Genomic DNA, 14662 nt, shown 5'->3' with positions numbered 1-14662 from the left:
ATTTTATATTTCCTTATCTTTTATTCTATTTGCTAAATCCTTAATTTTTTCCTCTATAGTTTTAGCAACTTTAATAAATTCTTCATCAGACTTACCTGTAGGATCTTCTAGTCCCCAATCTTCTATATGACTAGCTGGCATTACTGGACATACTACATTACATCCCATAGTTATAACTATATCTGTCTCTGGTATGTCACTAATTAGTTTAGATTTTTGAGTTTCATTCATATCTATGTTATATAATTCTTTGATTATTCTTACTGCATCTTGATTAATTTGAGGTTTAGTTTCAGTTCCAGCTGAGTAACTTTCAAAAACTTCACTTCCATATAACTTCCCTAATGCTTCTGCCATTTGAGATCTACAAGAATTATGGACACAAATAAATGCTACTTTTTTCTTCATCTTAATTCTCCTTACACTAATTTTATCTTACTCTATATTACTTTAATATAGATTTTAATATAAAGCTTGTCAATAAACTTGAATTGAAAAATATATAATCTATTTTTAAGTCTACATAAATTAAGAAGCTCGGGTAAACCCGAGCACCTTTTTAAACTTTTAACTTTTACTTCTTACTTATTAACTACTACTTGCTTCTTCTCTTAGCTAATTCATATAAAGTATGAACTGGAGCTCCTGTTCCACCTTTAACTCCTAAGTCACTATTACTTGAAGTCCAAGCTGTTCCAGCTATATCTAAGTGTAACCATGGCTTATCTTGAACAAAAGCTTCTATAAATAGACCAGCTGTTATTGTTCCAGCAAATCTTCCGCCAGTATTTTTTAAGTCTGCTATATCAGATTTAATTAATTTTCTATAATCATCAAAAGCAGGTAATTGCCACATCTTATCTCCAGTATATTCTGAAGCTACTTTTAATTCATTATAGAATCCATCATTATTTGTTATTACTGCTGTAGTAGTTTCACCTAAAGCAACTAAAGCCGCACCTGTTAGTGTTGCTAAGTCTATAACTTCATTAACATTTTCTTTACTAATTATATAATGAACTGCATCTACTAAAGTTAATCTTCCTTCAGCATCTGTATTGTCTACTTCTATAGTCTTTCCTGCCATAGAACCAATTACTTCACCAGGCTTATATGCATTACCAGAAATTAAGTTCTCGCAAGAAGCTACAACTGCAACTACATTTATTTTTAGTCCTCTTTTTGCAATTATAGACATTGCTCCTATAACTGAAGCTGCACCACCCATATCTGATTTCATATCCTTCATACTATTACTTGGCTTAATTGAATATCCACCTGAGTCATAAGTTAATCCCTTACCAACAAGTCCAAGAACTTCTTCACTATTATCTTTATCTCCAAAATATCTCATAACGATAAGCTTAGGTTCCTTTGAAGATCCCTTTGCAACATTATAGAAAGCTTCCATTTTTAAAGCTTTTATTTCTTCAACTCCATGAACTTCTACTTCAAATCCACTTTCCTTACCAATATTAACAGCTGCTTCTGCTAAAGTTTCTGGATACATTACATTTGATGGTTCATTTACTAAATCTCTTGCAATTATTATACCCTTTGCTATTTCAACACCTTCATTAATTGCATCTTCTATTTCATTAGTTGCTTCTTTTATTCCGCATCTAGAAATTGAAACATTTAATTCCTTTTCTTCTTTAGCATCAGTTTTATATTTATTAAATGTATAGTTACCTAACATAGCTGCTGTTGACATAGCCTTAATTATTTCTTCTAACTTAATAACCTCTGTATGAGGAACTCTTAAGAATATGTTTGTAAGACCTAGTGCCTTAATATTTTTAATTCCTTTTCCAGTAGCTTCTTTAATTTTTTCTAAATTTAAGCCTTTCTCATTTCCTAAACCAACTAAAAATACTGTTTGAATAGTATCATTAAGTTGTCTTGTAAAAGTATAAACTTGTCCATTCTTTCCATTAAATAAATCTTTTTCCTCTGCAAATTTTATATTTTTATTTAACTCTTCATTTGACACTTGTAAATTATCTTCTAGTAAATAGATAACTAAGGCATCTGCTGTTGAACAAGTTAATTTTTTATAATTTATATTCATTTTATCACCTCATCGTAAATGTTCTTTAACTAATAATACCACTATGAGATAATGCATTCAATCAATAATAATTATTATTTATGATAAATTTTGAAAATTTATTATTTTTTATGTATAGAAATCTTATTACTGTAAATAATACTAATGTAGATACAATACCTGTTTATACAGGTCCCATCCCCCATTTATTTATAAAGCGCTTCGGCGCTTTTTTATTTGCAAATTTATGTTTAGTAATTTAGTTTAGTGATATAATATAAAATAATATGTATGTAAAAGGGGTATACTGTATGAAATTCAAAAATAATTTTAAGTTAATTGTAGTTTTCTCATTGCTTCTAAGCTTTATGCTAATATCTAATGGATGCACTAGCATGAGTAAAGCTGAAAAGTCATTTAATAGTTTTACTGAAAAATGGGTCCAAGCAGATTATTCTGCTATGTATGAAATGTTAACTAATGAATCAAAGGAATACATATCAGAAGAAGATTTTATTTCAAGATATACTAATATTTTTACTGCAATAAGTGCTAATAACTTAACATTTGAGGTTAATGACGAAAAGATAAAAGAAGATGGAGTTATTATCATACCATTTACTCTGAATATGGATACAATAACTGGTAATATTAATCTTACTGAATATAAATTAACTTTGTTAAAAGAAGATAAAGAGTATAAGGTAAAATGGGACGAGAGCTTAATTTTCCCTAATATGGTCAAGGATGATAAAATCAGAGTTTCAACAACTCAAGCTAAAAGGGGAAATATTCTTGATAGAAACGGAAAAGTACTAGCAGAGGATGGCACTATTTATACAGTTGGAATCTATCCTGCTAACTTTAATAAATCAAATATAGAATCTAAAATTACTGAAATTGCTACTGCGTTAGATATAAGTGAAGATAATATCACTACTAAACTTCAAGCTAACACTAATCCAGAGCACTTCATCCCCTTAGTAGATATATTAACTACTGATCCAAGAATAGCTACACTAAAAAATAGAGATACTGATGGAATCCTTCTAAAAGAAAAAATAGGAAGAATATATTATGGCGGAGAATCCTTTGGAAGGCTTATTGGATATATAGGAAGTATTACTGCTGAAGAATTAGAGGAAAATGCAGATAAAGGCTATAATGATACGAGCCTTATTGGTAAGGCTGGCTTAGAGCAAGTGTACGAAGATACACTAAAAGGTGAAGATGCTTCTGAAATTTATATAGAACGTGGTATGGATGAAATAACTATAGCTAGTAAAGAAATTAAAGATGGAAAAGACATTACTTTATCAGTAGATTATGATCTTCAAAATAAAATCTATAGTGAAATGTCAGGAGAAAAAGGTGCAGCTACTGCTGTCAATCCTAAAACTGGTGAAGTTCTAGCTATGGTAAGTGCTCCTTCCTATGATTCAAATACATTTACTACTTATATAAGCAAAACTCAAGAAGCTAAGTGGGAGGAGACTAACAACGCTGATGAAATAAATAGATTTAATAAAACTTATGCACCTGGCTCAACTATAAAATTATTAACTTCTATCATAGGTTTAGAGAATGGTGTTTTAGACCCTAATGAAGCAAAAGATATTAAGGGTTTAACTTGGCAAAAAGATAGTTCTTGGGGAGATTATAAAATAACCAGGGTTACAGATCCAGGAATAGGAGTTAACCTAAAAGTTGCTGCTAATCATTCAGATAATATTTATTATGCTCAAGTAGCCCTCGATCTTGGAAGTGAAAAATATATAAATGGACTTAAATCTTTTGGTATAGGTGAAGATTTAAATTTTGAATATCCTATGGAGTCAACTCAGATTTCAAATGATGGAGATTTAAATAGAGATATTCTTCTTGCTGATACATCATATGGACAAGGTGAAGTTATGGTAACACCACTTCATATAGCATTATTCTATAGTACCTTATCAAATCAAGGTAATATGATGCAACCTAGATTAGTTATAAGTGAAAACTCTGAAGCTAATGTATGGAAAGAAGGTTTAATATCAGAAAACAACTTACCAGTTTTAATTGATGCATTTACAGCCTCTGTAAATGATGCTGGTGCTACTCTTGCTGATGGAGCTGTTTCTGGCCATAGAGTTGCTGGTAAATCAGGTACTGCTGAAATAAAAGAATCTCAAGATGATGTAAATGGAATTGAAAATGGCTGGTTCGTTTCTACTGATCCATTTTCATCTAAAATTTCAATTGCTATGCTAATTGAAGATGTAAAAGATAGAGGCGGCAGTCATGTTACTATACCTAAGGTGAAAAATGTTATGGAATATTATCTTAATAAGTAAGAGGTAATAGTGAAGAGGTTTTACAAATTCCAGAGGAATTTAAGGCTCTTTTTAATAATAAATAATTTTATAAATTAAGAAAGGAATTCAGCCATTAGCTGAATTCCTATTTATTTTAATTATTTTCATTAATTATATTACTTAATTGAGTTCTATTTTTTGCTCCTAATTTATCCATTATAACAGATACTATATTTCTAATTGTACCTTCACTTAAGAATAACTGTGATGATATTTCTTTATTTGTGAGCCCTTCAGAAACTAGCAAGATAACATCCTTTTCCCTTGGAGTAAGCTTCTCTAAAATAGTCTTATCAGGGTTTGTAAGGTTACTTAAAACATCTTTATCTAAAACTGTTACACCTTCATAGAATATTCTTAGTTTCTCTGCAATATTAGAAATCTTATCTGTTTTCAAAAGATATCCTTCTGCTCCAGCCTTTAATGCTGATTGTATATTTTGCTTATCTTGAAAAGTAGTTAACATCATGATTCTTACTTTAGGATAATGCTTTTTTATTAAATGAGTTGCTTGAATTCCATCTACATCTGGCATACGAATATCCATTAAAATAATATCCGGATTTTCCTTTTTACATAAATCCATAGCTTCTAATCCATTACTAGCTATTCCTATTACTTCTATATCTGCTTCTTTTGAAAGCATAACTTCTAGGCTTTTACATATTAACTTATCATCATCTACTATTATAAGCTTCATAAGGCTCCTCCCTTAATCCATAGGTAATACACAAACTAAGCGAAAAACATTTGAAACATCTATAGAAATATTTCCACCTACTGCATTAGCTCGCTGTATTAAATTTTTAATACCTATTCCTCTAGTATTTATTTTTTTCTTTACTCCATCATTCTCAATACTAAGCCTTACTATATAAGGAGTAATATCTAAGGTCACCATTACATATTTAGCATTAGAATGCCTTGTAATATTAGTTAATGATTCTTTTACACATGGTTCAATTATGCTCCATAAATAAACTGGAATTTTTGATGTATCCCCATATATATCTAAATTAACAGGACATAAAGGGAATTTTTCACATAAATCTTTAATATAATCTACTCCTATAGATGTTAAAGGTGATAAATTATGAACTGTGTCTCTAATTTTAGTAATCCCAGTTTCCAATCGTTTCATAGATTCTGAAAACATCTCTTTAGTATTAGAATCTTCATTGGATATTAATTCCTCAACAACTTGCAAAGACATATATGCAGCTATTATATCATGTCCTGCATTATCATGAATTTCCCTTGATATTCTACTTCTTTCAGATACTTCTGCCATTCTTGCGACTTGTGTATTTGCTGTTAATAAATCATCTTTTAATATTTCAAGCTCATATAACTTTTTATTCCTTAGATCTATTTTAGTTATATTATCATCATTTTGCTTTTGCCATTCCCTTAAGATAAATCCACAAAATAAACTATGAATTATAATTATAAGTAGTAGATAGTCTTGCTTATAATAAGCTGCATATATAACTGACAATAAAGATAACCAGGATATTTTATAATATACCGAATCAAATGCTGAAATTATTAGACCATAAGCTGCATTTTCCCAAAACATAGAAGTTAGAAGATATATGCACTTATCAAAAATTAAGGTCCACCTAAATTTTTTATAACGCCATCTAATTAGCATTAAAATCATTATAAAAAGTATAGCGATTAATCCAGATAGATTGGAATCAGTTTTCATCCAAATTATCCAAAGTATTATTAATCCTATTATCCTATATATTAAAGCGTAGGTTTTCGGTGAAAGAAAAAACACTTTATCATTCATATGAATCACCTTTATTAAAACTATTCGAGTCTTCGTTTGCTTCCAAAAATGGTATATAAAACTGTAAATAACATCAGTATTGCTATAGATAATAAATAATTTTGCAAATCATTATTTTGATTTAAACTAATTAAGGCATTTGATAACCAGTAAGTTGGGAATATCATACCTACCCTCTTAAATACGTCTGGAAGTAAATTGATCGGTACAAATATTCCGCCTAAAATTGACATCAAACTTATAACAACACTAAACACAGCATCAGACATTATTTTGCTTCTAAACAAAGAGTTCCAAGCAATAGAAAATCCTATTGATGTTGTTGCAAAAACAGTATAACATAAAAAGAGTTTTAAAGCTAAAATTAATTCCCAATTATATAATAATTTTCCAATTATTATTATTAGACCAATTTGAACTGTTAGTAATAAGGAATACGCTAAAAGAGTTTGGGTTAAATATTCATAAGTTTTTATAGGTGCTGAAAAAATACGTATGATTGTACCATTAACCCTATCCGACATAATGCTTTTAGCTAGTAAAAATGCGCCATATAATATTACTATTCCATAAAGGGTAGGCCCTAATAAAGACTTTTCTCTCCAAAGCATTGGTATGAATATCATAATAATAGGAATCAATGTTATGATAAAAAAAGTTTGTTTGTTTCTTAAAACTCTTATAAATGTATAATAAAATATTGTCATACTAATTTCCTCTTTCCCATAATTATTACTAAATACATAAGAAGTATTACTATTAAAATTAAAGCTCCTAATGCTATTAATAAATCACTAGTAGAACTTTCTATGAAACCGGAAGAAGCAATAGCTGTTTTTCCAAGTGAAAAAGGAGTTCCGTATTTTTGCATAAAATAAAAGAAATCATTTTTAGGTAATTCAAACATAAGACCTCCTAAAACTGCCATTATCCATGCCAAAAACCATGATAAGCTCTCTGCCACACCAATTTTTTTTACTATAAAAAATACGACTATATTCATAAGTTGTGAAATTAAAGATATAAGTAAAATTACAAAAAGTGTAACAAAAATATTTCCCCAATACGCCTTCATAAATATAGAAGTAAATAATACTATAAGTAATCCCTGAATATAATTAAATATTAAAGAAGCCATCAGACAAGAAAAAGCAAATCCATACTTAGGATAAGGTCCTGCTTGAAGTCTCCATTTCATAGATTTCTCAAGGTCGTAATTCAAATAATTTATAACGTAAAGTCCACTATTTAATTGGAACATAAGCATCATACCAACAGAAAGATATGTCGTCGTCATATTAAATCCATTAACATATTGTACTTGTGGAGAATTATTTTTATATACACTACTTAAAATAAATATTATTATTATAGGTAAAACAGTAAAAATAAATAATCCAAGTAAATCTCTTGTCATACGCTTTAAATAAGTTTTAAATACAAGGAAAAATAGGTCTTTTCTCATCTTACTCATCTCCTTTATCACGAAGTTTTTTTCCAGTAAGAGTTAAAAATACATCTTCTAAAGTTGGTTTTTCAGCCGTAATTCCAGAAACACCTCCATACTTTTGAGCTACTTCTAACACCCTATTTAAGTTTCCTGAACCTGCACTTGAAACAATTATATACTCTGAATCATTTTGATATACATTTTTTATTCCTTGTATAGCTTTAAGCTTATCCTTTAGTTCTTCTGATGGATTAGCTACATTCATTTTTATTTTTTCTTCATATTGAATACGGCTTACTAATTCTTCTAAGGTCCCTTGGGCAATAATTCTTCCCTCATCCATTATAAGAATTCTTGTGCAGATATTTTGAACCTCTTCCATATAATGAGTAGTATAAAGTATAGTAACTCCCTTCTTAGCTAATTCCTTTATAGATTTTAAAATGAAGTTTCTAGACTGAGGATCTATGCCTACAGTTGGCTCATCCATAATAATAAATTTAGGTTCATGTACAAGAGCACAAGCTATATTAAGTCTTCTTGACATTCCTCCTGAAAACTTTGGAGGAAACTGCTTCTTATGCTCTAAAAGTCCTACGAATTCTAATGTTTCTTTAACTCTTTTTTCTAATTTCTCTCCTTTTAATCCATATAAGCCACCAAAAAATTTAATATTTTCTTCTGCTGTTAAATCTTCAAAAACAGTAACTTCTTGAGTAACTATTCCAAGATTTTGTTTAAGTTTTATATTATTTACTTCTTGCCTTTCTCCAATCATGACTATCTCACCAGAATCTATTCCTATAAGTCCAGCTAAAGCTCTAATAGCAGTAGTCTTCCCTGCTCCATTTGGTCCAAGTAATCCTAAGATTTCTCCCTCATTTACATCAAATTTTAAATTATCTAAAATTACCTTATCACCATAACGCTTAATTACATCATTTAAACTTGCAATCATAATACTCCTCCTAAATGCACTTTATGTTTTAAATTATATTAGTGACTCATTAATATAAATAGTGATAAATGTCACTTTATTTCTTTTTAACAAGCATTATCTAAATAGTTTGCACACCCTTTAGCTAAAAAATCCTCTATTATTAAGATATTTTCTCTTTCAAATCTTTTTCTATACTCTTTGCCAACTTCATTTAGAAATCTTATATCCATTTGATGATTTAAGTTAACATTCCCTTCAATTTTAAGTACATAGATGGGGCATGTCAAAGTTTCAAGTTGATATATTTTTTTACTTATAATTTAAATTCTCCTCATTTTACTCTTATTGCCTTATTATAAGAGGACCATAATAATAAAGCTTTAACATAACCGATATCTTAGATAATATTTATCCAAATAAGAAATTAAAGGTTTCATCTCATATATAAGATTGTCAGCAGTAATTTATTAATAAAGAAGTACCGAACAACGTCACATTGTTCGGTACTTCCACTAGTGTTTATTCTTTTATCTCTGCAAAATTATCCTTGCTTTTCCCGCAAACCGGGCATACCCAATCTTCTGGCAAATCTTCAAAGGCTGTTCCAGGTTCAACATCCTCATCCGGATCACCCTTTTCAGGGTCATAAACATAACCGCAGGGTTTGCAAACATACTTTTTCAATCCACTTTCTCTTTTTAGTTCATTCATCAATTCACTGACACTTATACCGTTTAAATCAATTCTATCCAGTGAAATTTCACCCTCTATGGCATTAGTGTATGGAGTTAATGCATCAATCCCCCCCAGGGAAATCACACCAACGATTTTTTTATCTTTTATAAAGACTCTGGTGTACCTTTCATTACCGTCATCTTCAATTACCGATTCATCACACTTGTTTTCATCTACAAGGCCAGCTGAAAATAATTCCAGATTAAAGGCATTAAATATTGTCACTGGCAGGGCCTTTTTATAGGAGGTTCTTGAAGAAGCCATATTCAGTCCGGCAACTTTTCCCTGTTCCATTGCTGCGCCCCATAGCCCTTCAACTTCACAATTCAATTCAGCTGCATCCCCGGCAGCATAAATATCTTCAACATTAGTCCTCATCTCTTCATCAACAATAATGCCTCTATTTGTCTTAATTGAAGTAGCCTCTGCCAATTCAATATCAGGTTGTATACCAATGGAATAAATTATACTGTCACAATTAATAGACTCACCGTTATTTATCAGTAGCCCATTAACTTCATCATCGCCTAAAATTCCTTTTATGGAAGCATCTTCGTAAACACTGACCCCCAATGCCTCAATCTTATTTTTTAGCAGTGCGGATGTTCTCTCATCCAGTTGTCGAGGCATAAGTCGCGGTGCAGCTTCAACAATTGTTACTGTTTTACCAGCCTTAACCAATGACCAAGCTGTTTCAAGGCCCTGAATTCCTCCTCCAATGATCAAAGTATGGTTTTTATCCTCAACATAGGTTTTGAAATCCTCAGCATCCTGCATTTCTCTTATAGTAAAGACACCCTTTTTCGCTGCACCTTCCACAGGTAGCTTCCTATTTTTAGAACCGGTGCATATTAGTAATTTATCATAAGGTATCTGCTTTCCATCTGCAGTAACTACATATCGAGAATCTGTATTTATATCAGTAATCTTTGTATCGGGAGACACTGAAATATTATTCTTATTAAACCAATTTTCTTTTTTAATAAGATTCTTCTCACTCCCTAAATCTGAAAATAACTCCTTTGACAGATATATTCTATTGTAAGGCATTGATTTTTCTTTACCGAAAACCTTGATTGTGCCCTCTGCATCTATATCACGGATAGCTTTTGCCGCATTGACTGCAGCAACACCTCCACCGATTATCACATAGTTTTTGCTCATTATTCCACCTTCTTATCTTATGTTATTAGATTGAACTATGCAGCATATCTGAAATAAATCCTGCGGCGTTCCCTACTATTTCTTCTTTGCCCTTTGGAGAGAATCTGACTCTGACAGGGAACTCTACATGTGTCATCCCTGTAGTTTTAATTATCTTTGAGGTGCTCAGAACGTTCATATTGGTTTCAAGTAAATAGTCATGAATTACTTCAATGGCTTCTCCGCTCCAACCATAGGAACCAAAGGCTGCACCAATTTTTCCTTCCAGATTCATAGCTTTCATAGCAACCAATACCTCTTCCAAATTTCCAATCATATCTGCATATCTTGTGGAGCTGCCCACTAATACAGCGTCTGCTTCCTGGATACTTGCAAGAATTTCTGCCTTGTCTGACTTATCAGCATTAAATACAGTTGCTTGTATACTATTTCTTTCAAAGGCTTCCTTTAATATATTTGCAATTTTCTTTGTATTGGTTTTGATAGTTGTATAAATAATTGTTACTTTCTTATCTATATCAGTATTGGCACTCATGGAAGCATATAAATTTATATATTTCTGTACATCTTTTCGTAGAATATATCCATGGGAAGGTGCAATCATTTGTACATCCAGTCCCTTAAGCGCACTGATTAATGTGCCGACATATCTGCGGTGCGGATGTATAATTACATTGTAATAACCTATGAAATCTTCTGTAATATCCCCATCTGCTGCATCATCAAAGAACTTGTAATTTGCTACATGTGTACTGAAGATATCGCAAGGGAACAGAATTTTATCTTCAATGCAGTATGTAATCATTGTTTCTTCTGTATGAAGATATGGAGTTTCTTTGAACAATAATGTTTTGCCGCCGATATCCAAGGTATCTCCATCCTTAACAACTAAAAATTTACGGTCATGCAACTTGTACATTTCTTGTAGTTCGATAACTGCTTTTTCTGTGCAAACTATTACCGCCTCAGGTGCTTGTGCTGCCAAAGAGGCTAGTCCACCTGAATGGTCCGGTTCTGTATGATTAATAACTATATATTGAATTTCTTTAGGGTCAATAAGTGTTCTTAAATATTCTACAAATTCACCGCCAAATTCTATATCAACCGTATCAATGACAGTCGGCTTCTGTGTTTTTAACAAGTAAGAATTGTAGGTAGTTCCTTTAGCCAGCACAAGCCTGTGGAATGGCACCTCACGGTCATCTATTTTCCCAGCCCATAATATATCCTGAGCTAATGTTACCTTATCAATATTTTTCATATGTAGCCCTCCTGGTAATTTTGTATTGATTGTGTTTATCAACCTTCTTTTATAATACAGAATTCAAATAAATAAAAATGTGATTTGAATCACTTTTAAAAAAATACTTGTTCATATTTTAAATTAAAAGGAAGACATTTCATTAGAAGCTTTCAAGGATGCCCTACTTAAATTATTGATAAAAAATGAAGATTATAAAGAAAAGGACTATGTTCTAACAGATAAATATAATTGAGATATCGTGATAAATGTCATTTAATTATTCTTAAAAAATTATATGTAAATAATTTGTACAATATATTAATTATATATTAAGGTTACTTATTAATATTAATCTACTATTTTAATAAATATAAAAATAAGACTCAGCTTAAGCTAAGTCTTATAAAAAAACATATGTTAATTATTTAAATACCACTTTACTATCTTCAAATTTATCAATTATAGCTAAGGACTCAACCCTTGCTCCTATTTCTTCTAACACATTTCTGCCTTCTTGGAAGCCTTTTTCTATAACTATTCCTACACCAACTAAGTTTGCTTTTGATTGATTAATAATGTCTATCATTCCCTTAGTTGCACACCCTTTAGCTAAGAAGTCATCTATTATTAAGATATTTTCTCCTTCATTTAAGAACTGTTTACCTACTCTAACCTTGTATGTTTTATTTTTAGTAAAAGAATGTACTTCTGCTTCATATACTTCCTTATCTAAGTTTAAGCTTTCAGTCTTCTTTGCAAATACAACTGGTACATAATCAAAGTATTGTGAAGCAATAGCAGCTATTCCGATACCTGATGCTTCTATAGTTAATATCTTATCTATTTTTTCACCTTCAAATCTTTTTCTAAACTCTTTACCAACTTCATTTAAGTGATTAAAACCTAAAAAGTCAAATCTCACATATATGTTTTGCCCTTTTACTATAAACTAAGATACTAATATTTTCCCATCTTTCATCTCAATTATTTTATTTGCACAACTAGCTACATTTTTGTCATGAGTAACTAAAATAATTGTTTTATTGTACCTTTCATTTAACATCTTTAATATTTGAGTAATTACTATACTGTTTGATTGATCTAGCGCTCCCGTTGGCTCATCTGCCAATATAACATTAGATTCTTGTACTAATGCCCTCGCAATGGCAACTCTTTGTTGTTGTCCTCCCGATAGTGTGTATGTTTTACGTTCTTTCAATTCTGATATACCTAGGTCATCCATATATTTATTAATCTTTTCGTAATCAACTTTTCTTTTTCCACTAAACTCTAATGGTAATATAATATTCTGAATTACATTTAATTCTTTTATTAAAGAAAAGTTTTGAAATATAAATGAAAATTCTCTATTTCTTATAAATGCTAATTGTTTTTCTGTTTTATCCTTAATATTATTATCCTTAAAAATATAATCTCCATTACTTTGGATATCAAGACACCCTAATATATTTAGCAAAGTGCTTTTCCCGCATCCTGAAGGTCCCATTATACTAATAAAATCTCCATCATTTATTTTTAAATTAATATTATCTAGTGCTTTTGTAATAGAATCTTTTTCTCCATAAATTTTAAATATATTTTTTAATTCAATCATTCTCTTCCACCCTTTAACAAATCCATAGGTTCGTATTTTCTCATTTTTATAATTGGAGCTATAAATGAAACAGATATTATACTCATATACAAAATAGAACCATATATTATGTATTCAATCCTTATTTCATTTACAAAGAATAAATATACAGATTTTCTTATGTTTACATACAATATTCCACCAAATACTAATGCAATAACAGATATTTGTATTATTTTACTAAAAAATATATTTAATATATCCTTAGTTGTAGCTCCTATTGAATATAATATACCTATATTATATTTAAACTTTTGAATTGTATAATTAATTATTGTTGAAACTACCATTATTGAGAGTATTCCAAAAACAGATAATATTAATGTATTAAATGAAATTTCATGATTGAATCTCTCTATAAACGTGTCTATGTCACTTTTCATAGATAATAATTCTACAGATAACCCATTATTTATAAGTCTTTTATCTAATTCCTTCATAGCTTGGTCTAATTCATACTCAGGACTTACCTTTAGAATTATACTTGGTATTATTTTAGTTAAATCATAAATTAATACAGCATCTTCGTCCATAATATCCTTTTCATTTTTCATTGATAAATTCTTTTTCATGGCTCTTTCTAGACCTTCTTCATTATATGTAGATACTATTGAATTATTTAAACTTTCCATTCCATATGCAGGACTACCAGTCATAGAAAATATAAATTTATCTTTTTTAATAAATCCCCTAACTTCAAAGGTTTCCTTAGTTTTTTCATTTTGAATTATTTCTCCTATTTTATAGATATTTTTAAAATCACTCCCTAGTAAAATAGGAGTCCTTATCCCATCTCCTTTAAAGTCTATATCTTTAAATCCTACCCCATCTATATAGTCCTTTATATAATCAATATAATAGTCCTTATTAATACAAAAAAATTTTAAAATTTCATTATCTCCATTTAATTTTAAATCCTTGCTTGATTCTTTTTTTATATTCATAACGTCCATTGGATATATTTTTAAATTATTAAAATATATTTTATCTATTATATCCTTTTGACTACTAAAAAAACTATATATATTTCTTTCTAACTTTAAATCTAAATCTTCTTTAATAATGAGCCTTTCATTATCTACTACTTCACTAAAACTTGTAAATATTCCTCTATCAAGCGGATAATTTTTTTCATATTTTTTTAATATATCACTTTTAAAATTTACTTGTGATATAGTTGAAAATATAAAATATATAGTACAACTACATATTATTGTTATAAACAGGAGTTCTATAGGTTTTATATTTATTGCGCTAAATCTATTTTTCAT

Annotated in this window: 12 protein-coding genes and 1 pseudogene; 1 reads left to right on the top strand and 12 read right to left on the bottom strand. The window is 29.8% G+C overall.

Features of this window, described 5'->3' with window-relative positions:
- Positions 1-3: 3 nt before the first annotated feature.
- Complete coding sequence (locus QK892_RS05150) at positions 4-408, bottom strand: arsenate reductase ArsC (RefSeq protein WP_317272466.1); 405 nt, start codon at positions 406-408, stop codon at positions 4-6.
- 187 nt (positions 409-595) lie between these two features.
- Positions 596-2071: a leucyl aminopeptidase gene (locus QK892_RS05145; protein WP_317272465.1), complete on the bottom strand. Its 1476-nt coding sequence runs from the start codon at positions 2069-2071 to the stop codon at positions 596-598.
- A 290-nt stretch (positions 2072-2361) separates the two neighbouring features.
- Between QK892_RS05145 and QK892_RS05140 the strand changes: the two genes are divergently transcribed.
- Complete coding sequence (locus QK892_RS05140) at positions 2362-4386, top strand: penicillin-binding transpeptidase domain-containing protein (RefSeq protein ID WP_317272464.1); 2025 nt, start codon at positions 2362-2364, stop codon at positions 4384-4386.
- Between the two features lie 115 nt (positions 4387-4501).
- On the opposite strand, the gene QK892_RS05135 is transcribed toward QK892_RS05140, so the two are convergent.
- The 10 genes and pseudogenes from QK892_RS05135 to QK892_RS05090 all read right to left on the bottom strand — a co-directional run bounded on the left by QK892_RS05135 (position 4502) and on the right by QK892_RS05090 (position 14662).
- Positions 4502-5107, bottom strand: a complete 606-nt coding sequence (locus QK892_RS05135; RefSeq protein ID WP_317272463.1) for a response regulator transcription factor — start codon at positions 5105-5107, stop codon at positions 4502-4504.
- Between the two features lie 12 nt (positions 5108-5119).
- Positions 5120-6205 (bottom strand): sensor histidine kinase, encoded by a 1086-nt coding sequence (locus QK892_RS05130; protein ID WP_317272462.1) that lies wholly within the window; start codon positions 6203-6205, stop codon positions 5120-5122.
- A 20-nt stretch (positions 6206-6225) separates the two neighbouring features.
- Positions 6226-6912, bottom strand: coding sequence for an ABC transporter permease (locus tag QK892_RS05125; protein WP_317272461.1), 687 nt, complete (start codon positions 6910-6912; stop codon positions 6226-6228).
- Positions 6909-7670 carry a hypothetical protein gene (locus tag QK892_RS05120; protein ID WP_317272460.1) on the bottom strand — a complete coding sequence of 254 codons (762 nt, stop codon included), beginning with the start codon at positions 7668-7670 and terminating at the stop codon, positions 6909-6911. The genes QK892_RS05125 and QK892_RS05120 overlap by 4 nt, the downstream gene beginning before the upstream one ends.
- Position 7671: 1 nt before the next feature.
- Positions 7672-8613, bottom strand: a complete 942-nt coding sequence (locus QK892_RS05115) for an ABC transporter ATP-binding protein (RefSeq protein WP_317272459.1) — start codon at positions 8611-8613, stop codon at positions 7672-7674.
- A gap of 501 nt (positions 8614-9114) precedes the next feature.
- Entirely contained in the window at positions 9115-10494 is a 1380-nt protein-coding gene (rd, locus tag QK892_RS05110) for a rubredoxin (protein ID WP_317272458.1), read from the bottom strand.
- Positions 10495-10519: 25 nt separating this feature from the next.
- On the bottom strand, positions 10520-11755 hold the full coding sequence (locus QK892_RS05105) for an FprA family A-type flavoprotein (protein WP_317272457.1): 1236 nt from the start codon (positions 11753-11755) through the stop codon (positions 10520-10522).
- Between the two features lie 403 nt (positions 11756-12158).
- Positions 12159-12629, bottom strand: a pseudogene (locus tag QK892_RS05100) (xanthine phosphoribosyltransferase); the annotation flags it as partial.
- A gap of 57 nt (positions 12630-12686) precedes the next feature.
- Complete coding sequence (locus tag QK892_RS05095) at positions 12687-13352, bottom strand: ABC transporter ATP-binding protein (RefSeq protein WP_317272456.1); 666 nt, start codon at positions 13350-13352, stop codon at positions 12687-12689.
- Positions 13349-14662: an ABC transporter permease gene (locus tag QK892_RS05090; protein WP_317272455.1), complete on the bottom strand. Its 1314-nt coding sequence runs from the start codon at positions 14660-14662 to the stop codon at positions 13349-13351. Before QK892_RS05090 ends, QK892_RS05095 begins: the two co-directional genes overlap by 4 nt.

Origin of the sequence: Clostridium lamae (genome assembly GCF_033043255.1) — a bacterium.
GTDB lineage: Bacteria > Bacillota > Clostridia > Clostridiales > Clostridiaceae > Clostridium > Clostridium lamae.
The sequence above is the reverse complement of the archived record's forward strand: the minus strand, read 5'-3'. Positions and strand labels throughout refer to the sequence as shown.

What these genes read in the sequence shown, in the direction of transcription:
- QK892_RS05150 (WP_317272466.1), bottom strand. Translation starts at nt 408, where the DNA reads ATGAAGAAAAAAGTAGCATTTATTTGTGTCCATAATTCTTGTAGATCT.
- QK892_RS05145 (WP_317272465.1), bottom strand. Translation starts at nt 2,071, where the DNA reads ATGAATATAAATTATAAAAAATTAACTTGTTCAACAGCAGATGCCTTA.
- QK892_RS05140 (WP_317272464.1), top strand. Translation starts at nt 2,362, where the DNA reads ATGAAATTCAAAAATAATTTTAAGTTAATTGTAGTTTTCTCATTGCTT.
- QK892_RS05135 (WP_317272463.1), bottom strand. Translation starts at nt 5,107, where the DNA reads ATGAAGCTTATAATAGTAGATGATGATAAGTTAATATGTAAAAGCCTA.
- QK892_RS05130 (WP_317272462.1), bottom strand. Translation starts at nt 6,205, where the DNA reads ATGAATGATAAAGTGTTTTTTCTTTCACCGAAAACCTACGCTTTAATA.
- QK892_RS05125 (WP_317272461.1), bottom strand. Translation starts at nt 6,912, where the DNA reads ATGACAATATTTTATTATACATTTATAAGAGTTTTAAGAAACAAACAA.
- QK892_RS05120 (WP_317272460.1), bottom strand. Translation starts at nt 7,670, where the DNA reads ATGAGAAAAGACCTATTTTTCCTTGTATTTAAAACTTATTTAAAGCGT.
- QK892_RS05115 (WP_317272459.1), bottom strand. Translation starts at nt 8,613, where the DNA reads ATGATTGCAAGTTTAAATGATGTAATTAAGCGTTATGGTGATAAGGTA.
- rd (WP_317272458.1), bottom strand. Translation starts at nt 10,494, where the DNA reads ATGAGCAAAAACTATGTGATAATCGGTGGAGGTGTTGCTGCAGTCAAT.
- QK892_RS05105 (WP_317272457.1), bottom strand. Translation starts at nt 11,755, where the DNA reads ATGAAAAATATTGATAAGGTAACATTAGCTCAGGATATATTATGGGCT.
- QK892_RS05095 (WP_317272456.1), bottom strand. Translation starts at nt 13,352, where the DNA reads ATGATTGAATTAAAAAATATATTTAAAATTTATGGAGAAAAAGATTCT.
- QK892_RS05090 (WP_317272455.1), bottom strand. Translation starts at nt 14,662, where the DNA reads ATGAAAAATAGATTTAGCGCAATAAATATAAAACCTATAGAACTCCTG.